At 41.7% G+C, this 21,892-nt stretch carries 16 protein-coding genes and 1 pseudogene; 8 read left to right on the plus strand and 9 right to left on the minus strand.

Annotation, left to right across the window (positions count from 1 at the left end; genetic code table 11):
* The first annotated feature begins 71 nt into the window (after nucleotides 1–71).
* Nucleotides 72–1,748, plus strand: a complete 1,677-nt coding sequence (locus HYD28_04460) for an EAL domain-containing protein (protein ID QLE10485.1) — start codon at nucleotides 72–74, stop codon at nucleotides 1,746–1,748.
* A gap of 233 nt (nucleotides 1,749–1,981) precedes the next feature.
* Here the strand turns inward: HYD28_04460 and HYD28_04465 are convergent, their stop codons facing one another.
* A complete protein-coding gene (locus HYD28_04465; protein QLE08273.1) occupies nucleotides 1,982–3,031 on the minus strand; it encodes a formimidoylglutamase in 1,050 nt (349 codons plus the stop codon).
* Nucleotides 3,032–3,036: 5 nt separating this feature from the next.
* Entirely contained in the window at nucleotides 3,037–3,534 is a 498-nt protein-coding gene (rraA, locus tag HYD28_04470; GenBank protein QLE08274.1) for a ribonuclease E activity regulator RraA, read from the minus strand.
* A gap of 212 nt (nucleotides 3,535–3,746) precedes the next feature.
* On the opposite strand from rraA, the gene HYD28_04475 reads away from it, so the two are divergent.
* The 3 genes from HYD28_04475 to HYD28_04485 all read left to right on the plus strand — a co-directional run bounded on the left by HYD28_04475 (nucleotide 3,747) and on the right by HYD28_04485 (nucleotide 7,315).
* Nucleotides 3,747–4,283: a phosphatase PAP2 family protein gene (locus HYD28_04475; GenBank protein ID QLE08275.1), complete on the plus strand. Its 537-nt coding sequence runs from the start codon at nucleotides 3,747–3,749 to the stop codon at nucleotides 4,281–4,283.
* Nucleotides 4,280–5,329 (plus strand): glycosyltransferase, encoded by a 1,050-nt coding sequence (locus HYD28_04480; GenBank protein ID QLE08276.1) that lies wholly within the window; start codon nucleotides 4,280–4,282, stop codon nucleotides 5,327–5,329. The genes HYD28_04475 and HYD28_04480 overlap by 4 nt, the downstream gene beginning before the upstream one ends.
* Nucleotides 5,330–5,434: 105 nt before the next feature.
* Nucleotides 5,435–7,315: a methyl-accepting chemotaxis protein gene (locus HYD28_04485; protein QLE08277.1), complete on the plus strand. Its 1,881-nt coding sequence runs from the start codon at nucleotides 5,435–5,437 to the stop codon at nucleotides 7,313–7,315.
* Nucleotides 7,316–7,556: 241 nt separating this feature from the next.
* Here HYD28_04485 and HYD28_04490 read toward each other — a convergent pair whose 3' ends face one another.
* The 5 genes from HYD28_04490 to priA form a co-directional block, all read right to left on the minus strand.
* A complete protein-coding gene (locus HYD28_04490; GenBank protein QLE08278.1) occupies nucleotides 7,557–7,931 on the minus strand; it encodes a DUF971 domain-containing protein in 375 nt (124 codons plus the stop codon).
* Nucleotides 7,932–8,007: 76 nt separating this feature from the next.
* Nucleotides 8,008–9,336 (minus strand): HslU--HslV peptidase ATPase subunit, encoded by a 1,329-nt coding sequence (hslU, locus tag HYD28_04495; GenBank protein ID QLE08279.1) that lies wholly within the window; start codon nucleotides 9,334–9,336, stop codon nucleotides 8,008–8,010.
* An 11-nt stretch (nucleotides 9,337–9,347) separates the two neighbouring features.
* Nucleotides 9,348–9,866, minus strand: a complete 519-nt coding sequence (gene hslV / locus HYD28_04500; GenBank protein ID QLE08280.1) for an ATP-dependent protease subunit HslV — start codon at nucleotides 9,864–9,866, stop codon at nucleotides 9,348–9,350.
* An 80-nt stretch (nucleotides 9,867–9,946) separates the two neighbouring features.
* Nucleotides 9,947–10,474, minus strand: a complete 528-nt coding sequence (locus HYD28_04505; GenBank protein ID QLE08281.1) for an SPOR domain-containing protein — start codon at nucleotides 10,472–10,474, stop codon at nucleotides 9,947–9,949.
* Between the two features lie 15 nt (nucleotides 10,475–10,489).
* Complete coding sequence (gene priA / locus HYD28_04510; protein QLE08282.1) at nucleotides 10,490–12,670, minus strand: primosomal protein N'; 2,181 nt, start codon at nucleotides 12,668–12,670, stop codon at nucleotides 10,490–10,492.
* Nucleotides 12,671–12,903: 233 nt separating this feature from the next.
* On the opposite strand from priA, the gene rpmE reads away from it, so the two are divergent.
* Nucleotides 12,904–13,119 carry a 50S ribosomal protein L31 gene (rpmE, locus tag HYD28_04515; protein QLE08283.1) on the plus strand — a complete coding sequence of 72 codons (216 nt, stop codon included), beginning with the start codon at nucleotides 12,904–12,906 and terminating at the stop codon, nucleotides 13,117–13,119.
* A 572-nt stretch (nucleotides 13,120–13,691) separates the two neighbouring features.
* On the plus strand, nucleotides 13,692–14,933 hold the full coding sequence (locus HYD28_04520; GenBank protein QLE08284.1) for a malate dehydrogenase: 1,242 nt from the start codon (nucleotides 13,692–13,694) through the stop codon (nucleotides 14,931–14,933).
* 99 nt (nucleotides 14,934–15,032) lie between these two features.
* On the opposite strand, the gene metJ is transcribed toward HYD28_04520, so the two are convergent.
* Nucleotides 15,033–15,353: a met regulon transcriptional regulator MetJ gene (gene metJ, locus HYD28_04525; protein QLE08285.1), complete on the minus strand. Its 321-nt coding sequence runs from the start codon at nucleotides 15,351–15,353 to the stop codon at nucleotides 15,033–15,035.
* A 224-nt stretch (nucleotides 15,354–15,577) separates the two neighbouring features.
* Between metJ and metB the strand changes: the two genes are divergently transcribed.
* Both metB and metL read left to right on the plus strand, forming a co-directional pair.
* The gene (metB, locus tag HYD28_04530; protein ID QLE08286.1) at nucleotides 15,578–16,837 is read left to right on the plus strand and encodes a cystathionine gamma-synthase; all 1,260 of its coding nucleotides are present in this window, start codon (nucleotides 15,578–15,580) and stop codon (nucleotides 16,835–16,837) included.
* 5 nt (nucleotides 16,838–16,842) lie between these two features.
* Entirely contained in the window at nucleotides 16,843–19,188 is a 2,346-nt protein-coding gene (metL, locus tag HYD28_04535) for a bifunctional aspartate kinase/homoserine dehydrogenase II (GenBank protein QLE08287.1), read from the plus strand.
* Nucleotides 19,189–19,271: 83 nt separating this feature from the next.
* Here metL and HYD28_04540 read toward each other — a convergent pair.
* A pseudogene (locus HYD28_04540) lies at nucleotides 19,272–21,783 on the minus strand (PBP1A family penicillin-binding protein).
* Nucleotides 21,784–21,892 lie beyond the last annotated feature (109 nt).

The following is a 21,892-nucleotide window of genomic DNA, read 5'->3' on the forward strand; positions in this document are numbered from 1 at the left end:
TAGCGAGTAGTACTCAACTCGTAAATTTAACAAGTGATGTTGTGCCAGTGTTTTTAGCTGGTAGTGTCTTTATGGCAATGATTTGTGCCTTATGCGTAACCCATAATCCTATCTTGAGACTTAGCCTAGTCGTTAATGGCGTTCTAGGTTTAGCTATCCTAAGTTTAGGATTACCTTGGCTGGTTATATTGCTTGCTTTAAGTTTATGTTTTCATTTATGGCAAGCATTTCGTACCACAAATTGGCTTGCCATTATTTTGAGTGTGGCTAGTGCTATTTTATTTGCTGTTTTATATTCAGCCCACCTATTACTCGATATAGCTTTATATTGGCTTGTTTTCTCTGTTGTCATTTTATCTATCTCGGGCTTTTTTAATTACGAAGAGCCCGAAGATGAAGAGCTGGTTGAGGTTGAGCCCTTGTATCACGATGAGTTAGATGCGACCCCACTCACAGGCTTACCTGATCGTAATGCACTTAGAAATAGCTTTGTTGCATGGACTGAAGAGCACTCAGCGAACTGCGCACTAGTGATGATCCGCCTTGAAGGTTTTAACGATGTTAACCAGCATATTGGTCGTGACTTTGGTGATTTGTTATTAGCACAATCGGCTACACGAATTAAACAACAACTCAATGCTAATGCTGTTCTTAGTGTGGCAAGTAATACAGGTAGTGCTGAAAAGTTGGCGCATTTAGGGGGGTTAAATTTTGCGTTTATTTGCTCACTTGAAGAACAAAAACATCTTCACGAGCAGTTGATCAGCCAAATTAGGCAAGTCACACTAAAACCATTTAACGTTGCTAATTGCACCATTGAAGTGAAAGTGCGTGCTAGTTATGTGAACTGCGACGAGCCAGACTATAGCTTCGAAAATCTAATTTCATTTGCCAACCTTGCCCTTGACTCAAACCCTGAGCGAGCAATTGTGCCTTATCACCCGCAAATGATGATCGAGCAATTAGAACAACAAGCACGATTGCGCGAGTTAGCACATCTAGATTTTGCCAGCGAACTTGAATTGTATTTTCAGCCGGTTATCCGCAATAGCGACGAGCAAATTGAATTTTTAGAATTGCTGTTGCGTTGGCAACACCCTAAACAAGGCATTCTTTCAGCGAATAAATTTATTGATGATATTCGTGTCGCTGGGCTTAGCTACCCCGTTGCTGCCTACGTTATTGAGCGCGCTGCCGAACTAGCTATGGCGCTGCGTATGGAAGGTATTGAATTACCTCTTAGTATCAATGTGTTTGGCCCTGAAATGCTGCATGAAGAGTTTATTGAGTTTGTTGATCGCATTATGGCTGAGCACCGCTTAGAACCGGGTGATTTAATCATTGAATGCCCGCTCGATTTATTTATGAACTTAGATGAGCAGGGTAAAGCTATGGTTGCAAGGCTAAGTAGTATTGGCATCAAATTGTGTATTGATGGATTTGGTGACACACCTATTTGGCTTGCTAAATTACCTAACCTCAATGTTGAGTATATTAAAGTGGCTGCATCACTAACCGCTGACTTTGCCCATCAAAGCCAAGTTCGCAGTCTGGTTTCTGGCATGGTGGATATGCACAGTCAAAACAATGCGAAAGTAATTTGTGAAGGGGTAGAAACCATAGAACAGCTTAAATTTGTTAAGTCGCTGAACACCTACGCCGCACAGGGCTATTACTTTAATTACCCGCTTAGCAGCGTAGGTATGATGTCATGGTTAAAACAGTGGCGGTTAGAGCATCAGGGTTGAGTTAGCGAGTTTCAAGAGTAAAGTTAGCGAGCAGTTTGACTCGTTACATCGCGTTTTATCTCGAATCTTGCTTCCAATTTAAGTGACGCGGCATAAAGCCGCTGATACAGGTAGGCGTGAAACTTGTTTCGCGCGTCTGACCGCTGAAGGCTGAGAGCTGACCGCTTCTATGTGTTGAGTATCGCTTCGCTCGACCCGACCTCCCCAAAAATCAGCCGTTACATAGCTTCTTTCTAACTTGCCTCTCTCGCCTGCAAATACGCATTCACCAAGGCTGTGATGATTTGGCCGGCATCGTTCATTCCAGCTTCTAAACCTACTGGGTGTTGCGATGGTGCGCCTTCACATAAATGTAAGTAGTGAGCGGTTGTTTGACTGGCAGCTAAATGCACAAAATGTTCTGCATCACTAACACTGAAACCACAGTTAGTATAAGCACTTACAGGCATTAATGAGATGCTGTCTAGGTCTAATTCTACTCCAAGCGGTGCATTATCAAACTGAGCTAAAGCATGTTTACATGCTGAAGATAAATCGACTTTGCGACGGACCTGAATGTCTTGATAGCTATCAAACGTGAAGTTTGCGTTAGTCAGGGCATCCATAATCGCTTGGTTATTTTTAAATTCGTGTAAACCCATGACATGATAATCAGCAAGGTGGTTTTCGCTGTACGCATATCTAAAGCCATTGCCGCTATGACGGCCTTCACACTCTCTGAAATCAGCATGAGGGTCTAAGTTAATAGCGTTCACTGGTTTGCCATGTTGCTTACTAAGGGCACGTAATATGCCCAGGCAGTTGTTATGGCCGCCGCCAATTACAATTGGTTCAAGGCCTGCTGCAAAAATCATTGCAAGTACTTGCTCAACGCGAGTGTCGATATCGCCGCACAGTTCACGAAGTTTGGCTAAGTCTGCTTCGTTTTTATTATCAAGGTTAATAGCCTGTTGGTTTAAATCGTCAAGGTCAACTTCGCCAAGTAGCAGCACACGTTCATGATTTAAAAACTGATTATGCGTTTGGTTTAAAAAGCGCTTTAAAAAAGCCTGCCATGCTTGCCCAGAGCCACCATTGCCTAAGTTAGCTCGAGGTCCAATATCTTCACATACGCCAACTAAAACATAGCGAATACCGAATTGTTTTGCATCGATGAGGGCTTGTGGGGCATTAACTTGAGTGTCGAGAAGGGCAAGGGCTTGCCAAGCTTTAAGTTCGTTAGCGCGGCGAGCACATAAGTGCCTCACCGCCGCTTCATCATAAATTTTAAGGTAATTTGTCACCGAGATTAGTCTTCTATTATTTCTAACTCTAATTCTTCAGCAGATAATATAATACCGGTGCTATCAGCGTAAACAAAGTCGTCATCAAAGAAAGATACGCCTGCGAAGTTAACGCCAATGCCATCTTCACCTGCACCTTCACTATCTGCAGCAACAGGAATAGACGCAATTGCTTGAATGCCTAAGTCTAGCTCTTCAAGTTCATCAACATGGCGAATTGCACCGTAAACGATAATGCCTTGCCAGTTGTTTTCTAATGCGATTTCAGCCAGCTCTATATCAATAAGGGCGCGTCGGGTTGAGCCACCACCATCAATCAATAACACGCTGTCGGTACCATCGGTTGATAAAATCTCGCGGATCAGCTCGTTATTTTCAAAGCATTTAACGGTTTTGACTCGACCACTAAAGCTTGGGCGTCCACCAAAATTGATAAACATTGGTTCGAGCACATCAACCACATCTGCAAAGTGGTCGCATAAATCAGAAGTGCTGTAATCCATTTTTTCATCCTCTAAAGAGACTGTCTGTTTAGTACTCAGTATACCCTGATACAACTCAATAACAACGACTTAATAGCGGTTTATTAGTTTAAATCAAAGGAATCTCGTTATCGCAACATTAGTGTCTCAAAAGCGTCACCTAATTGTTATTTTTAGCGCCTAAGCTGAGATGAGTATAAAAATTAGACGCAAAGTATGATAAGGAGCTCACCATGGCAAACAACATACTTACTAAATTGGCAAAAGTGGATGAACAGCTGTTTTTAAGTGTGTTTAATGATGCTTCGCCAATTTGGCTCAGAAGATCAGCGCTCGGGTTTTCGAAAAGTGGCGATGGCGGACTTTACGTAATGTTGTTTTTTGGTTTTTGGTGGTTTACCGAGCAGCTGCATTTTCAGCAACTTGCGATGAGTATATTGGTGGGCTTTGCAATTGAGCGGCCTATTTACTTTTTAGCTAAAAAGCGGATTGCGCGGGTAAGGCCTTGCGATTGCTTAGTGCAAGGCGCTTATTTAGTACCAAGTGATCAGTTTAGCTTACCGTCAGGACATAGTGCAGGGGCATTTGTGGTGGCGACTATTTTGACTATGTATTTTCCTGAATTTGCTGTGCTGTGGTTGATGTGGGCATCAGGGGTGGCGGCATCAAGGGTGATTATTGGTGTGCATTACCCCGCTGATGTAGTGATTGGTGCAGTGATGGGATCAAGTTGTGCAGTATTAGCAGTGATGGTGGTGGAATCTATATGAGAATTTTGTACGGTATTCAAGGTACGGGTAATGGACATATTACTCGAGCTCGAGTGATGGCAACAACTTTTAAAGCGTTGGGAGTCGATGTTGACTATGTGTTCTCGGGCCGTAAAGAACAAGACTACTTTGATATGGACGAGTTTGCTGATTATCGAGCTTTTCGCGGCTTGTCGTTTACCAGCAAATCGGGGCAAGTTGATAGCTTTAAAACATTAAAAAATGCGCGCCCACTTCAGCTTATAAGAGATATAAAAAACCTTGATTTGCGTCACTATGATTTAGTTTTTAATGACTTTGAACCAATCACCGCGTGGGCTGCTAAACAGCAAGGTATCCCTGTTATTGGTATGAGCCACCAAGCTGCATTTTTATCTGATAAAGTACCGATGTTTGGCCGTGCCTTCTTTCGCCGTGCGCTGATCCGTAACTATGCGCCAGCCAGTGTTTATTTAGGTGTCCATTGGCAACCCTATGCAGAGAACATAATTCCGCCATTTATTGCCAATCATCATCATGATAACCCGGTTATGGTCGAAAATAAGGTATTGGTTTACCTGCCTTTTGAGAATCTAGACAGTGTAGTTGAGTACTTAAAAGACTTTCCTGAACGTGAGTTTTATTGTTATCACCCTGATGCGCAAGATTGTTCAATCGGGAATATTCATTTGCGGGCTCCCTCACGCGTTGGGTTTTTAAATGACCTAGCCAATGCTGGTGGTGTAATTGGTAACGCCGGGTTTGAACTTGCAAGTGAAGCATTGCAGCTTGGTAAAAAGTTATTGTTAAAACCGCTTGGTAAGCAATTTGAGCAGGGGATTAATGCGCAGACTTTATTGTCGATGGGAGCTGCTCATGTAATGAGCTATTTAAACCCTAATGCGATGGATGATTGGTTGCAATCTCCACAGAACAAAAAACTCAATTTTCCCAGCGATCCAGCGCCCTTGGTTGATTGGTTGCAAAAAAAACAATGGGGAAAACTGGAACAATTACATAAAAACCTATGGCAAAAGGTTGATTTAGAAGAAAAGCTGATTGTTTAAAGGTACCTTATACTGGAAAATGCACGGCAAATTTAACCACTTTTTATTAGCTGCTTTAAATAGTTTAGCTATACTTTAAATGCATGTTTCTATAAGGCACTTTGAATGAATGTATTACAAAACTTAACTATTAAGCGTCGTTTACAGTTAAACGCGCTCGTTGTTGGTCTTGCAATGATTGTGATGCTGTGTGTAATCATCTTTGAGTCGCGCATGATGCTTAAGCTCAACGAAACAATTCAAAATGCGGAGGAGCTCGACATTCATGAACTTGCGATGCGTAAGCATGAAAAAAACTTTTTGTTTTACAAAGATGTCGATAGCCTTGAGCTTTTTGAGAAAGAGTATTCGCAGCTAAAAATTAAAATGGCGAGACTAGACGAGTTAGTGAAAGATTTGTCGATGGACTCATCTAATCTAAATGAATTTAGACGTCTTGCGAAAACTTATTACGATGACTTCAATGAAGTTGTGGAACTACAAAAGAAAATTGGCTTACACCCTAAAGATGCACTTTATGGTGATTTACGTGGTGCGGTGCATCAAGTAGAAACATTATTAAGTGAGCGCGAAAACTATAAATTACTAGCTTTAATGCTACAGCTTCGCCGCGCAGAAAAAGACTTTATGTTGCGCTTTGACTTAAAATATCTGAGTAAATTTAACGATTTAGTCACAAACTTCCAATCAGAAATTAAAAATGCTGGATTCGATGCAAATTACGAAAATCAATTAATTAATTTGCTTGCGACTTATCAAAGTAAATTTAAGGCTTTAGTTGATGCACAAGTTGCCTTAGGTCTGGATTTAGATTCAGGTGCACTCGGTGAGATGAAACACAGTGTTGGACTCAGTGATGCAATTGTTACAGAGCTGACAGATCAAACAAAGGCCTTCGTCGAATCAAGTGCAGCCACTGCGCAGCTAATTGCACTCATTGTATTTATTATTGCGAGCATTTTAGTGATGGTATTAGTTTACTTTACTAGCCGCTCAATTATTCAGCCTATTGAACGTGTGTACCACACGATTAACGAGATTCGTCGTAATAACGACTTAAGCATGTCGATTACTCAATCAGGTAAAGATGAAATCACCACTATGACGATCGACTTTAATAGTTTGATTAGTGATTTCAAAAAGCTTATTTATGAGGTAAATACAGCGCTAAGTACCCTTAATGTGGCTACAGAGCATTTATCTGAAACGACAGCAGCAACCAGTTCAGGTATGCAAGAACAACTTCATGAAGCCGATATGGTTGCCACAGCGGCGACTGAAATGCAGGCGACGATTCAAGATATCTCGCACAACACTGAAGCTGCAGCGAAAAAAGCTGAGTCAACTAACTTAAGTGCGCAGCAAGGCCGTTCAGAAGTTGAATCAACAGTGGTGCAAATTAATCACTTATCCGATTCACTTGGTAATGCCTCAAGTGTGGTTTCACAGTTAGAAAAAGACGCCGAAACAATAGGCTCTGTACTTGATGTTATTCGTGGCATTGCTGAGCAAACAAATTTACTGGCACTCAATGCGGCAATTGAAGCAGCACGTGCTGGCGAGCAAGGTCGAGGCTTTGCGGTGGTTGCTGATGAAGTACGTTCACTTGCGCAGCGTACTCAAGACTCAACTCAAGAGATCGAGAGTATCATTTCAACCTTACAAGGGCGCACTCAAGAAGTGGTGAGCATTATGCAGCAATGTCGTACACAAGGTGGCGAAAGTGCAGCACAGGCAACTAAAGCCGGTGAGTTACTGCGCTCAATCACCGAAGATGTTCAAACCATTATGGATATGAGTACTCATATCGCTACAGCAATTGATGAGCAAAGCCAAGTGGCTTCTGAGGTGAACAAAAACGTGGTACGTATTCGTGATATCGCTCAAGAGGCATCAGGCCATGCGGCAACTAACGCACAAACTAGCGAAGAAGTGTCTGAGCAAGCGCGTGTACTTTATCAGGCAATAGATAAGTTTAAAGTTTAATGAGTATACCCAAGCCACCCCAAGATGCAGAATTCAGCGTTTCACAGGTGATTAATATCAAGGCGTTACTTTGCAAGAGTCAGTCCCTTTTAAGAAGTAACAAGGATGAGAGTAAGTTCCTGTGAAGCGCCCAACTGAAACTCGCATCTTGAGGTGGTTTGGGTATATAAAAAAAGCGCGGTGACGGTGTCGTCATCGCGCTTTTTTTTAGGTGTGCTTTATCGAGGCATTTTGATAGGTATTAAGGCACGAACTTGATAGGCACACTGTCCTTATTTGCTTCGTGCTCGGTGACTCTAGCTTGGTATTGCTGCCAAAGCTCGTCATGGTTAGCATGTAGCTCGCTAAGATAGTGCCAGCTAAATAAACCGCTATTATGATTGTCGCTAAATACCAGTCGAATTGCATAATGACCAACAGGCTCAATCTTGCTAATTCCTACTTGCTGCTTATCAAGCACTAGTTTCATCGGCTCATTACCATGTCCTTGTACTTCAGCTGAAGGTGAGTGAACACGCAAAAATTCAGCACTAAATTGAGCAATAGTCTGATCATCAAAATGAACATCTAATACTTTGCTAACGCTGTGATAATGCACTTTAGTGACTTCTTTCATGTGAGCCTCGTATGTACGATTTATAAACTAAAAAGCCTCCAACTGGAGGCTTTTGATTATAACGCTAAATTGTTGATTAAAGAATGAAGCGACTCAAATCTTCATCTTCAACAAGTGCACCTAAATGCTGCTCAACGTAGTTGGCATCAATTGTCAGTGTTGAACCTGCTTTTTCTGAGGCATCAAATGAAATTTCTTCCATTAGTTTTTCCATCACTGTGTGTAAGCGACGTGCACCGATGTTTTCGGTTTTTTCATTTACTTGCCAAGCCGCTTTCGCAATGCGTTCAATGGCATCATCTGTAAACTCAACCTCAACTTGTTCTGTTTTTAACAGCTCACGTTGTTGCTCTGTCAATGAAGCGTGAGGCTCAGTTAAGATACGTTTAAAGTCATCAGCACTAAGCGCTTCAAGCTCAACACGAATTGGTAAACGACCTTGCAGCTCTGGGATCATGTCTGATGGTTTAGCCATTTGGAATGCGCCTGATGCGATAAACAACATGTGGTCTGTTTTAACCATGCCGTGTTTAGTGCTTACCGTTGAGCCTTCGATTAATGGTAGTAAATCGCGTTGTACACCTTCACGGCTAACATCTGGGCCAGAAGCTTCACCACGTTTACAGATTTTATCGATTTCATCGATAAAAACGATACCGTTTTGCTCTACCGCGAAGATAGCTTGCTCTTTTAACTCTTCAGGATTAACAAGTTTTGCGGCTTCTTCTTCAACTAATAGTTTGAATGCTTCTTTGATCTTCAGCTTACGCTTGCTGCGCTTATCACCACCCATATTTTGGAACATGCTTTGTAGCTGGTTGGTCATTTCTTCCATACCAGGAGGAGCCATGATCTCAACATTTGGTTGTGCTTGTGCAACATCGATATCAATTTCTTTGTCGTCTAATTGGCCTTCACGTAATTTCTTACGGAAAGATTGACGAGTAGAAGAGTTCTCTTCTGTTTTTGACTCACCAAATGTATCGCGTGCTGGTGGTAAAAGAGCATCTAAAATGCGTTCTTCTGCCGCTTCTTCAGCGCGGTGTTTAAATTTTTTAGTTTGTTGTTCACGTGTCATTTTAATTGAAATATCAACTAAATCACGGATGATCGTTTCAACTTCCTTACCAACATAGCCCACTTCAGTGAACTTGGTTGCTTCAACTTTAATGAAAGGGGCATTAGCAAGTTTGGCTAAGCGGCGAGCAATCTCAGTTTTACCCACACCAGTAGGACCAATCATTAAAATATTTTTTGGTGTTACTTCAGCGCGTAAATCGTCGTTCAGTTGCATACGGCGCCAGCGATTACGTAGCGCGATTGAAACTGCTTTTTTAGCTTTAGCTTGGCCAATAATATGTTGATCAAGCTCGTGAACGATTTCTCTTGGCGTCATCTCAGACATGGCAGTTCCTATTACAATTCTTCAATAGTTTGGAAATTATTCGTGAATACACAGATATTGCCTGCAATTGTTAGGCTTTTCTCTACAATGTCACGTGCACTTAGGTCGGTATTTTCTAGTAGCGCTGTGGCTGCTGATTGTGCGAAGTTACCACCACTGCCAATCGCAATTAGGTCATTTTCTGGCTGCACAACATCACCGTTACCTGTGATAATTAATGAAGCAGTTTCGTCTGCGACTGCTAATAGTGCTTCGAGCTTTCTAAGTGCGCGATCACTACGCCAATCTTTGGCCATTTCTACGGCAGCCTTAGTCAGGTTACCTTGGTGCATTTCTAGTTTGCTTTCAAATCGTTCGAAAAGGGTGAAGGCATCAGCAGTACCGCCAGCGAAACCAGCGATTACTTTGCCATTATAAAGACGTCGAACTTTGCGGGCGTTGCCCTTCATTACGGTATTACCAAGTGAAACTTGGCCGTCGCCACCAATAACGACCTTGTCGTCGCGGCGTACACTTACAATAGTGGTCATGATTATTCCTCATCATCGAGCGGCGAAGCCGCTCGTAAAAAGCGATTGATGAGGTGTTTATATGGGTGAATGAACTAAAATCAAGTCCAAAGCCAAATTCCGCAGCCCATTATTTTGATGCGTTTAAGTTTATTCTTGTCACTTTCGGCTAAACGTTTGGTTTCGTAAGGGCCTAAGCGCACTTTATACCAAATACCATTACTGCCTTGTGTTTTCTTTACCTCGGCAACTAAGCCTGCAAAAGCGATTTTTGCTTTTAATGTTTGTGCTTGTGCCATGGTTCTAAAAGAGCCGCATTGCATTACATAAGGGCCTTTTTGTTCAATCTCTTTGACCTCGACTTGAACTTCATGCTCTTTAATCTCCTTAATGAACTCAGGCGTTTTAGGAGGCGGAATGATAGCTTCTTCTTTTTTAACTGGGTTTGCTTGCTGCTCTACTAACTCAGGATCGGCATTATGTTTGATATACCACAAGCCGTAACCAAACCCGCCTACTAAGATAAGCGCAATTAAAACAAGAAAAATTGGGAAGGGCTTTTTTGCCGGGGCTTGTTTTTTATTATTTCGATTTGCTGGTTTTTTATTTATGTAATCGTGTTGTGCCATGATTCTTAATTGGCCTTAAATCATATCTATAGGATCAACATCTAGGCTCCAACGCACCTTTTGCGCTAATTTACTGGTACTTATATAGTCAACCATCTGCGCTAAATATTGGTGTAAGTGAGAGCGTTCCTGCGCCTGAATATGTAATTGAAAGCGATATTTACCTGCTACACGTTCCAGTGGCGCAGGTATCGGACCAAGCAATTGTATACCAGATACGTTCTGGACAGGAACCAAATCAGTTAAAAAATCGACCACTTGATTAATGTTATGCCCTTCTGCACGAACCATGGCCATATTAGTGACAGGTGGAAGCTGCGCATCTTCTCGCTCTGTGAGTGCATAGCGGGCAAAATCTTTGTAACCATTATTTACTAAGTCTTGTAGTAGTGGATGCTCAGGAAAGTGAGTTTGCAGTAATACTTGCCCTGGCTCACCACTTCGCCCAGCACGGCCTGCCACTTGTGTAACTAGCTGTGCTAAATGCTCTGTCGCGCGAAAGTCACAGGAATATAAACCACTATCGACATCTAAGATTAAAACGAGACTCACATCGGCAAAGTGGTGGCCTTTTGCCAACATTTGCGTACCGACTAAGATACGAGCACCACCTTGATTAATATCATCAAGTGCTTTCTCTAAGCTGCCTTTACGACGGGTTGAGTCGCGGTCAATACGACTAATCGGAATATCAGCGAAGGTTTGTGTTAAAAACTCTTCAATTTGCTCAGTGCCTTTACCATTTGGAAAAATCTGCGTGCTGCCACAATCTGGACACTGATGGGGCACCTGATGTTGCTCACCACAGTGGTGACAAATCATTTGGCCAATGGCTTTATGAAAGGTTGCGCTAGTGCTACAACGTGAGCACTCACTTAGCCAACCACACTCATGACATATGAGGGTAGGTGAAAAACCTCGGCGGTTTAAAAACACCATCACTTGCTTGCCTCGCTCTAAATGTTGACGCATATAGGCAAGGCTGGCATGGGCAATACCAGCTTGTTCTGGTTGGCCTTTCATATCGATTAATTGGAACTGATTATCAGTGCTGGTTTGGGCACGTTCAGTAAGACTCAATAACTGATACTTGTTATTAATTGCTTTGTGTAAGGTTTCAAGTGCCGGTGTGGCGCTACCTAAAACCAGTGGAATATTATGCTGGTATGCTCTATAAGCGGCTAAATCTCTGGCATGGTAACGTAACGTGTCTTGCTGCTTAAACGAGCTGTCGTGCTCTTCATCAACAATGATCATCCCAAGCGATAAAAAGGGTAAGAAAATACTCGAACGTGTACCGATCACTATGGCACAACTGCCTTTTTCACAGAAACGCCAGGTTTGTAAGCGTTCATTGTCTGTTAGTGCTGAATGCCATAGCATAATTGGTGTATCAGGAAATCGGCGACGAAAACGGTTAACGGTTTGAGGTGTTAAGCCAATTTCGGGCACTAATACTAAGGCTTGTTGACCTTTTTTAAGTACTTCTTCTAGGCATTGCAAATACACTTCAGTTTTACCACTTCCGGTAACCCCTTCAAGTAAAAAGCTAGTAAAGCCGCAAGCTTGATTAATGCTGGTACAGGCAACGGCTTGCTCTTTATTAAGAATTGGTTTGTTTCCAACGGTCGGCACGCGTTGCTGCCATTGGTTATCATGTTCGATAAATTGAGTGATCAATTCTTTATCAAGTAGGCCGTCGATGGTTTTTTTTGTAAATCCGAGTGCTTTTAATTCAGTAACAGATGATTTGCCCGATTCGGCTAGCTGCTTTAATAAACTCAACTGGGTTTTTGCTTTTAGTGATGGAAGCTTTGCGCCTTTATCGGTCAGCTCAACCATATTAATACTGGTTTTATCTGGACATTCGCCTTGTCTTAAAGCAGCCGGAAGTGCCGTATGAATGGTTTCACCCAATGGGTAACAGTAGTAGCGGGCAGTAAATTTTAGCAAGGCTAGATGCTGCTCTGATAAAACTGGTGTGTCGTCTATTACATCAATAATAGCTTTAATTTTGTCTGCAGGAACTTCTGTTGATGTTTTTAGAGCGAGTACCACAGCGACCTTTTTTTGACTGCCAAATGGCACACGAACTCGCATACCTGGCTTTAAGTCAGGGCTATGCAGCAGCTGTTCAACTTTATAATCGAAGGTACGCTGTAAAGGGACTTTTATGGCAACTTCTACAAAGTGCATAACAACTCAACTGAAACAAAGATAGAAGGATAATGTACTAAAATTACTGTTAAAAACCTACCAACAAATACTGAACAACAGGCCACTTGATTATTTTTTTAGCGAAAGATGCATTTAAAGCTTGTCGCAAGGTCACTTGAGCTATAAAATACGCGGCCTATTAATTGTATTAACTGCGTATGGTGCCAGACTTCGGGTTTGGAGAGCGATACGGCCTTAACTAGAGGTTCCCTATGAAAGAAGGTATTCACCCTAAGTACGAAGCTATCACTGCAACTTGTTCATGTGGTAACAAATTCGAAACTAGCTCAACTCTTTGTAAAGACATCCACTTAGACGTATGTTCTGAGTGTCACCCGTTTTACACTGGTAAGCAAAAGATTCTAGACACTGGCGGCCGTGTTGATCGTTTCAACAAGCGCTTCGGTGCACTTAGCAGCAAGAAGTAATTTCTGCTGTTTAGTTAAAAGAAGCACCTTAGGGTGCTTTTTTTATACCTAAAATTCATTAAGTATACTTTGAACTCATCACTAACTTACCATCTTCACTTATTTCTTTTGCATAACTATTTCTGAGTGTTATGCCCACTATGTCGCTAATTGTGCAGACAAAGTGTAAACCCTTGGCTATATTCTTTTTTGTATAAATGCATACCAATCCGCAATAATACTTAATTAAGCGTATTGGTATCTAAAAGTTATTAAAAATAATAATTTTAAATAATTTCGTAATTAAATGCTGTGAACTTCGTTGAAATGGCGGTTTTAGGCTAATTTCGGCTATTTGCAGTGTTCGTGCATACAAAATACAAAAACACGTGCTTAAAAGGCCATAAATAGGTGAATTTTTATGTCTAATTAATCGCAACTATGCACAGAAATTGTGGGGAAATCCTTTAAAATTAAGCGATATAGCTTATAACAGGATAGACCTGATAATACTTGGAATTTTTATACATTACAGGTATCGTACTGATGCAAGCTCTCTCACTTTTTAACTTTTTGCAGGATACTATCGCGTTATGTCAGATTTTCGTGAACAAGCATTACATTACCACGCTCACCCCGTTCCAGGTAAAATTAGTGTTGAACTAACCAAGCCAGCCGAAACGGTTAACGATCTCGCTTTAGCTTATAGCCCAGGTGTGGCTGAACCGGTCCGCGAAATTGCTGCTGATCCAGCAAATGCCTATAAGTACACAGGTAAAGGTAACATGGTTGCGGTTATTTCAAACGGTACCGCAATTTTAGGTTTAGGTAACTTAGGTCCGCTTGCATCAAAACCTGTAATGGAAGGTAAAGCCTTATTATTCAAACGTTTTGCTGGCCTTGATTCAATTGATATTGAAGTAAAACACCGCACAACAGAAGATTTCATCAATACGGTTGCTAATATTGCTGATACCTTTGGTGGTATCAACTTAGAAGATATTAAAGCACCAGAATGTTTTGAAATCGAAAAAGCGCTTATTGAACGCTGTGATATTCCCGTTTTCCATGATGACCAGCATGGTACAGCTATTGTTACTGCTGCCGGTATGCTTAATGCCCTTGAAGTACAAGGTAAAGATATCGAAGATGCCATTATTGTATGTTTAGGTGCCGGTGCTGCCGCAGTTGCTTGTATGGAGCTTTTAATTAAATGTGGCGCACTACGTGAGCACATCTATATGCTTGACCGTAAAGGTGTGATCCATACTCGTCGTGATGACTTAAACGAGTATAAGCAACTATTCGCTAATAATACTGATAAGCGTACATTACAAGATGTTATTGCTGATGCTGATGTATTCGTTGGTGTATCAGGTCCTAACCTATTAACTGCAGATGATCTTAAGCTAATGGCTGATAAACCAGTCGTGTTTGCGTGTTCAAACCCAGATCCTGAGATTGCACCAGAAGTTGCGCACAGTGCACGTAACGATTTAATTATGGCTACGGGTCGTTCAGACTTCCCTAATCAAGTAAATAACGTGCTTTGCTTCCCGTTTATTTTCCGCGGTGCGCTTGATGTGCGTGCAACGGCAATTAATGATGAAATGAAAATTGCGGCAGTACACGCTATTCGTGGTATCGCTAAAGAGTCTGTACCAAATGAAGTACTGAAAGCGGCTGGTGTTGAGTCACTAGAGTTTGGTGCTGAGTACATCATTCCTAAGCCAATGGACCCGCGTTTATTACCTCGTATTGCACGTGCTGTTGCTGAAGCTGCAGTGGAGTCAGGTGTAGCGCAAATCGAGATGCCAGAAGATTACATGCGTTAAACTTAATTACTCAAATTGTATAACGCTAATAAAAAACTCAGCCTTGGCTGAGTTTTTTTATATCTGCGATTATCGGCGGTGATCCGATGGCCGAAATACTTATTCTGAATCAAGCACTGGGATATCTAACCCCATTTCTTGCATAATTCTTTTAACTTCTTCAGGTACCTTTTCAGGGTTGTCTTTACGAAGGTCGTCATCATTTGGTAATGGTTGACCTGTAAAAGCATGTAAGAAAGCTTCACACAATAACTCGCTGTTCGTCGCATGACGCAGGTTATTGATCTGGCGGCGTGTACGCTCGTCAGTTAATACTTTTAATACGTTAAGTGGGATTGATACGGTAATCTTTTTTACTTGTTCTGATTTTTTACCGTGTTCTGCATATGGGTGAATGTATTCACCGTTCCATTTAGCCATAAGTTGTTTCGTTGCCTCGGTTGTCAGTGATTTACGCCTTATTCACAGCGCAAGATGCGGAAATTCTATCTCTTTAAAAAAGATAGTCAAATACTAGTTATTTAGCCATCTAGTGGTGTAAATGTATAAACTTCTATGTGTGAGCGATAAATGCTTTGACTTCTCATATTTGATCATCTAACCTTTTAGACGTCTAAACATCCAATTCAGGAGTAGGTGATGAAATGAGCGATAAAAATAAAGCGACGATTACTGTTCGTCACGGCATCGAAGCCGATAAACACCATGGCGCGGTTGTACCGCCAATTTACTTATCAACCACCTATTCATTTGCTGATTTTGATACTAAGCGCCAGTATGACTATGGCCGCAGCGGTAACCCGAATCGCGATATCTTAGCTGAAACCTTAGCTGAACTTGAAGGTGGTGCTAGAGGTATTATTACTGCAACAGGTATGTCAGCAGTGCATTTAGCGACTCAGCTATTAAACAGTGACGACACCTTAGTGATCCCACATGACTGCTATGGTGGTAGTTATCGTTTATTCACTTCGCTTGAAAAGCGTGGCCTGTTAAAACTAAAAGTTTTGGATTTAACGAAATCTGAAAATCTCCAAGAAATTTTATCGATTAAACCTAAGTTGATTTGGATAGAAACGCCAAGTAATCCAATCTTGCGTTTAACAGATATTAAAGCAATCACTAGTATTGCTAAGCAGTGTGATGCTTTAGTTGCGGCTGATAACACCTTCTTATCACCTGCGCTGCAAAACCCAATTGAGTTTGGTGTTGATATTGTTGTTCACTCAACTACTAAATATATTAATGGTCACTCTGATGTGGTTGGCGGTGCGGTGATTGCTGCTACGCAAGAGCTAGGTGATGAGCTTGCTTGGTGGGCAAATAATATCGGTATTACTGGTGCACCATTTGACAGTTACTTAACGCTTCGTGGTTTACGTACTTTAAATGTGCGTTTAAAGCAGCATCAAGAAAATGCTTTTGCGATTGCGGAGTATTTAGAAAACTCTCCTTTTGTAAGCCAAGTTTATTATCCAGGCCTTGCTTCTCACCCACAACATGAGCTTGCTAAAGCACAGCAACGTGGTTTTGGTGGCATGGTGAGCTTTGATATTAAAGGCGACATTAACGATGCTGCAGCGTTTTTAACCAGTCTTAAAGACTTTAGCCTTGCAGAGTCGTTAGGTGGGGTAGAAAGCTTGATTTGTCACCCTGCAACAATGACCCACGCAGGCATGGAGCCTAAAGCGCGCCTTGAAGCCGGTGTGGGCGATACTTTGATCCGTATTTCTGTAGGCATTGAAGATGTAAAAGATCTTATCGCAGATTTAGACCGTGTTTTCAATTTAGTAAAACCAGGTCAAGGCCAGCAAGTTGCTAAAGCTGAAGTAAAACAAACACAGCAAGATACACAACAAAACGCGTCATTTAAGTTAACGCCTGCGCATACGGCATTGTGGTAGAAGAGATGGTAAATATTGTTCATAAATTTGGTGGCTCAAGCTTAAGCTCTGCAGATCGTTATCATGCGGTAGCTAACATCGTTCTAGCGAATACAGAGCAGGGTGACTGTGTGGTTGTGTCGGCATCAGGTAAAACAACCGATACTCTAGTAAAACTTTGGCAAAGTTACCAGCAGCAAGATAGGCAAGCTGTTAGCGATATTTTATTGCTTATTGATAACAATCAACGAGCCTTAATTGAGCAATTACTTACAGGCCAGAATAAACAGCAGGCGTTGGCGCAGCTAAATGATGAGCTTGCGGTTTTAAATGAATTAATTAGTCAACAGCAGTTACTTGAGGCGCCTTTACTTGCCCATGGTGAAGTATGGTCGGCGCGCTTGTTGGCCGCTTACCTAAATCAGCTCGGTGTCGCTGCGCAAGATGTTGATGCAAGGCAGTTATTTACTTTAAATGACGGGCAACTATTACATCAAAAAAATCAGCAGCAATGCACAAGTATAATTAGTAAGTCACACATAAACGTAGTAACGGGCTTTATAGCTGTGGATTGCCAAGGCAATACGGTTACATTAGGGCGCAACGGCAGTGATTACAGTGCGACGTTACTGGCCAGTTATACTTTTGCGAAACAAGTGTCTATATGGACCGATACACAAGGCGTGTTTAGTACAGATCCTCGTAAAGTTAAAAATGCGCTTAAATATGCCAAGGTTTGTCGCGAGCAAGCTAACTTATTAGCGCGTTTAGGTAATCCTGTACTGCATGCTAAGACGTTATCGCCGTTAAAAGGCACCGAGATCAAGCTAGTTGTTAGAAGTAGCTTTGATTGCGATGCAACGCCAACCGAAGTAGTAAAAGAAGGCTATAGCAAAGCAAAACGTTTTATTACTACCTTAGATAACATCGATTTATTACGGGTTGATAAACTTAGTAGTGGTGAAGTAGGTGAACTAAGCCAGTTAATCCAGCACAGCCTGCACCACTTTACTAAAGATGGCGATACTTACTTATTAGTGCCAGGCCAAAGCACTCATCAGGTTGTAGGCCACTTAGCGGGTCGCGCCAATATTGTTGAGTCTAATTTAAGTGGTTGTGCAGTGGTTGCACCAACAACTGATGTAATTACGCTTACAGATCAAGCGACAGCGCTTTTAAAAGAGCAAAGCATTCATCCTCGTTTTGTACAACAAGATGATAACTATGTGTTGATCTTAAATGACCAGGCAATTGATAGTGATGTTTTAACTCTTCTACATGACAAGTTAGTCAACAAAGGCCAAGAGCTGGCCATTATCGTTGCTGGTCTTGGTAATGTGGGTGAGGTGTTCTTATCGCAACTACAAGCTCAGTTTGCTCGTTTATCTGCTCAGTATAAAGTAAAAGTTGTTGCTCTTTTACGCTCAAAGCAAATGCTTTTTAGTGCCAGTGGTTTAAATACTGAAACATGGCAAGAGCAATGGCACAACGAAGCGCAAAGCTACAACAAAGCTGAGTTATTAGCACGTATCAATGAGCTTGATTATGAACACAAAGTAGTGATTGATATTACAGCCAGTGAGGCCTTTAGTCAGTTTTATCCTGATTTTATAGAACTTAACTGCCATTTGATCAGTGCAAACAAATATGCTGGCACCGCCGCCAGTAGTTGGTATCAAACATTACGTAATAATTTAGCCGAGCGAAATTTATTGTGGCGCTATAACACCAGTGTGGGGGCAGGTTTACCAATTAATTTTGCTTTAGCTGATTTACAAAATAGTGGTGACAGAATTAACCGTATTGAAGGGGTATTTTCAGGTACCTTGTCATGGTTATGCAGCAGCTATGATGGCAGTGTGCCGTTTTCAGATTTAGTGCTTCAAGCTCAGCAAATGGGCTATACAGAGCCAGATCCTCGTGAAGATTTATCTGGCCGCGATATGCAGCGTAAACTGCTAATTTTAGCGCGAGATCTTGGTCTTGATTTAGAGCTTGATGACATTGCTTTAACTCCACTCATGCCTGAAGCGTTAGCAATAGGTAGCTGGCAAGATTTTCTTGCAAATAAGCAGCTACTCGATGATTTTATGACTGAAAAAGCAAACTTGGCTGCAGCTGAAGATAAAGTTGTGCGCTATACCGGTGCTATTACATTAGTAGATGGTAAGGTCAAAGCACAAGTTGGCTTAGTCAATGTTGGCAAAGATGATGTACTAGCAGGTCTTAAACCGGGCGATAATATCTTTGTAATTAATTCACAGTGGTATTTAGATAATGCATTGGTGATCCAAGGCCCTGGAGCGGGCAAAGAGGTCACCGCAGCGGGGATTCACTCAGATCTTTATTGGTTAGTGAATAACCTAAAATAATTTTGCTGATCTTAGTTTAAATGGCTAAGCAAAAAGCGCCCTTTAGGCGCTTTTTTATTATCACAACTACTTATACAAATTGCTTAAAACAGCTCTTCTTCTGTGCTGAGCTTTTCTTCAAACACATCAGTAGGTTGATCAAGTACATACTTGGTTGGCGCAGTGCCTTTAATAAAGTACTCAAAGCGACTAGTGTAATCGTTTTTATGGCTTAAAAGGCCCGTCGCTAAGTCGATACGAAACCGATACTAGCCCCTCAGGAAGTTCAATAGGTGCTTCTGGCATACCATCAAGGGCTGCACGCATAAAGTCGACCCATGCCGGTTGCGCTGTTTTAGCGCCTGATTCTGCACCAGATATTTGCGATTTATCGAGGTTATTATTATAGGTCGAACGGCCAAGGGCCTTACCTGGGTTATCAAAACCAACCCATACCGAAGTCATCACATTGCGGTTAAAGCCGCTGAACCAAGTATCAACAGAGTCATTGGTGGTACCTGTTTTACCGGCTAGGTCACGACGACCAAGGGCTTGTGCACGCCAGCCTGTACCACTCCAACCCGTTTTATGAGTCCAGCTACCGCCACCCCAAATAGCACTGTGCATAGCTTGTGAAATTAAGAAAGCATTTTGCTTTGAAATGATTCGTGGTGCACAACGTGGGGCGCTAGTAACCTGAGTATTTGGAATATTTATCTGAGTATCATCCAGAGATGCAAATTCAGGGGTAATGGCTTGTTGTGGTTCATCACAGGCAAGTTCAGGCTCTGTTTTAAATAACACATTTCCGGCAGAGTCTTGAATTTCTGAAATAAAGTACGGAGTAATTAAGTGCCCACCATTAGCAAAAGTACTCATCCCCCTCGCAAGTTCAAGAGGAGTGATAGAGGCGCTGCCAAGTGCCAGCGATTCACTACGGTTAATATCACTGTTTAAAAAACCAAACTTAAGCAAATGGTCGGCTGTGCGCTCAAGACCAACACCACGTAATAAGCGCACCGAAATTACGTTTTTCGACTGGGCAAGTGCTCTACGAATACGGATAGGTCCATTATAAACCGCAGGACTGTTTTTCGGGCGCCATGCGACACCTTGACTTTTATCCCACTGATTAATTGGTGCATCATTCAGAATAGAAGCGAGTGTATATCCATTTTCAAGTGCCGCTGAATAAATAAACGGCTTAATGTTTGAACCTACTTGACGTTTTGCTTGGACTGCACGATTGTATTGGCTTTGCTCAAAACTATAACCACCAACAATCGCTTTAATACGACCATCTTGTGGATCTAGTGAAACCAATGCGCTCGAAGCTTCGGGCACTTGGCTTAATATATAGCTGTCATCTGCATTTTTACGCAGCCAAATTTGCGCTCCAGCCGTTAGGATTTCACCAGCGGTTTTTGGTGCGAAGCTTTGACGGTATCGCGTAATATATTTACGTGCCCATTTTAAGCCATCCCACTCAATAGTAACTTGTTCGCCGCTTTTTAAAAGCACATCGATTGACTGTTCTGCGACATTTGTTACAACACCAGCCAGTAACGGGCCAAATTCTTTAACATCTTTTAGTTTATTTAAGATTTCTTCTTGGCTAAGTGGGCTCTCGTTTTCACTGTCCCATAACTGTGCCGTAGCACCACGGTAGCCATGACGCATGTCGTAAGCATGTAGGTTATCAACAATGGCATCTTGTGCTGCTTGCTGAATATTTGAGTCAACGCTAGCGTAGACCTTAAAACCAGAATTATAAGCGCGCTCATGGCCATAACGTTCAACCATATCAGCACGCACCATCTCAGAGATATATGGTGCATACACTTCAATTTCTGCGCCGTGGAATTTTGCAGTAATAGGCGCCTTAGTGGCTTCTGCGTATTCACTCTGCGTAATGTACTTTTCGGTTAACATACGTCCTAAAACAACATTACGACGGCTTTTAGCACGGGTAGGGTTACGTATAGGATTTAGTGCTGAAGGTGCTTTAGGTAAACCTGCAATCATTGCCATTTGCGCCAAGGTAAGTTCATTTAATTCCTTACCGTAATAAACTTGTGCTGCAGCACCAATACCAAAAGCACGGTTACCAAGTTCAATTTTATTTAAATATAATTCGAGGATTTCGTCTTTAGTTAATATACTTTCGATATGTAAAGCGATGAAGATCTCTTTGACTTTACGGATGTATGCTTTTTCTCGGGTTAAGAAGAAGTTACGGGCAAGCTGCATAGTTATCGTACTTGCGCCTTGTTTCTTTTCACCTGTAGATATGAGTACAATGGCAGAACGAACAATACCAATTGGATCGATACCGATATGCTCGTAAAAACGGTTATCTTCTGTTGCTAAAATAGCATCGATTAATGGTTGAGGGATTTGATCTATCGTAACGGGAATGCGTCGTTTTTCACCGAATTGGTTAATCAATAAACCATCGCGTGAGAATACTTGCATAGGTGTTTGTAATTGAACGTCTTTTAGTACCTGAACGCTAGGAATGTCAGGTTTAACGTAATAGTATAGACCAACTAAAGTGATTAGCCCTAAGAATGAGCAAATGATAATAAATTGTAAAGTTCGCTTTAATAAAATCACTTATATTTTCCCTAAATGGACTCCCAATTAGAATCGGAGACTGCTAGTATATATTGATTAAAAAATGAATAATATTTTTTCAGATAAAAATTATAACTTGTTTATTATT

Origin of the sequence: Pseudoalteromonas shioyasakiensis (assembly GCA_013391845.1) — a bacterium.
GTDB classification, from domain to species: Bacteria; Pseudomonadota; Gammaproteobacteria; order Enterobacterales; family Alteromonadaceae; genus Pseudoalteromonas; species Pseudoalteromonas apostichopi.

What these genes read in the sequence shown, in the direction of transcription:
- HYD28_04460 (QLE10485.1), top strand. Translation starts at nt 72, where the DNA reads ATGGCAATGATTTGTGCCTTATGCGTAACCCATAATCCTATCTTGAGA.
- HYD28_04475 (QLE08275.1), top strand. Translation starts at nt 3,747, where the DNA reads ATGGCAAACAACATACTTACTAAATTGGCAAAAGTGGATGAACAGCTG.
- metB (QLE08286.1), top strand. Translation starts at nt 15,578, where the DNA reads ATGAGCGATAAAAATAAAGCGACGATTACTGTTCGTCACGGCATCGAA.
- HYD28_04505 (QLE08281.1), bottom strand. Translation starts at nt 10,474, where the DNA reads ATGGCACAACACGATTACATAAATAAAAAACCAGCAAATCGAAATAAT.
- HYD28_04520 (QLE08284.1), top strand. Translation starts at nt 13,692, where the DNA reads ATGTCAGATTTTCGTGAACAAGCATTACATTACCACGCTCACCCCGTT.
- HYD28_04485 (QLE08277.1), top strand. Translation starts at nt 5,435, where the DNA reads ATGAATGTATTACAAAACTTAACTATTAAGCGTCGTTTACAGTTAAAC.
- hslU (QLE08279.1), bottom strand. Translation starts at nt 9,336, where the DNA reads ATGTCTGAGATGACGCCAAGAGAAATCGTTCACGAGCTTGATCAACAT.
- HYD28_04480 (QLE08276.1), top strand. Translation starts at nt 4,280, where the DNA reads ATGAGAATTTTGTACGGTATTCAAGGTACGGGTAATGGACATATTACT.
- hslV (QLE08280.1), bottom strand. Translation starts at nt 9,866, where the DNA reads ATGACCACTATTGTAAGTGTACGCCGCGACGACAAGGTCGTTATTGGT.
- rpmE (QLE08283.1), top strand. Translation starts at nt 12,904, where the DNA reads ATGAAAGAAGGTATTCACCCTAAGTACGAAGCTATCACTGCAACTTGT.
- metJ (QLE08285.1), bottom strand. Translation starts at nt 15,353, where the DNA reads ATGGCTAAATGGAACGGTGAATACATTCACCCATATGCAGAACACGGT.
- metL (QLE08287.1), top strand. Translation starts at nt 16,843, where the DNA reads ATGGTAAATATTGTTCATAAATTTGGTGGCTCAAGCTTAAGCTCTGCA.
- HYD28_04490 (QLE08278.1), bottom strand. Translation starts at nt 7,931, where the DNA reads ATGAAAGAAGTCACTAAAGTGCATTATCACAGCGTTAGCAAAGTATTA.
- priA (QLE08282.1), bottom strand. Translation starts at nt 12,670, where the DNA reads ATGCACTTTGTAGAAGTTGCCATAAAAGTCCCTTTACAGCGTACCTTC.
- rraA (QLE08274.1), bottom strand. Translation starts at nt 3,534, where the DNA reads ATGGATTACAGCACTTCTGATTTATGCGACCACTTTGCAGATGTGGTT.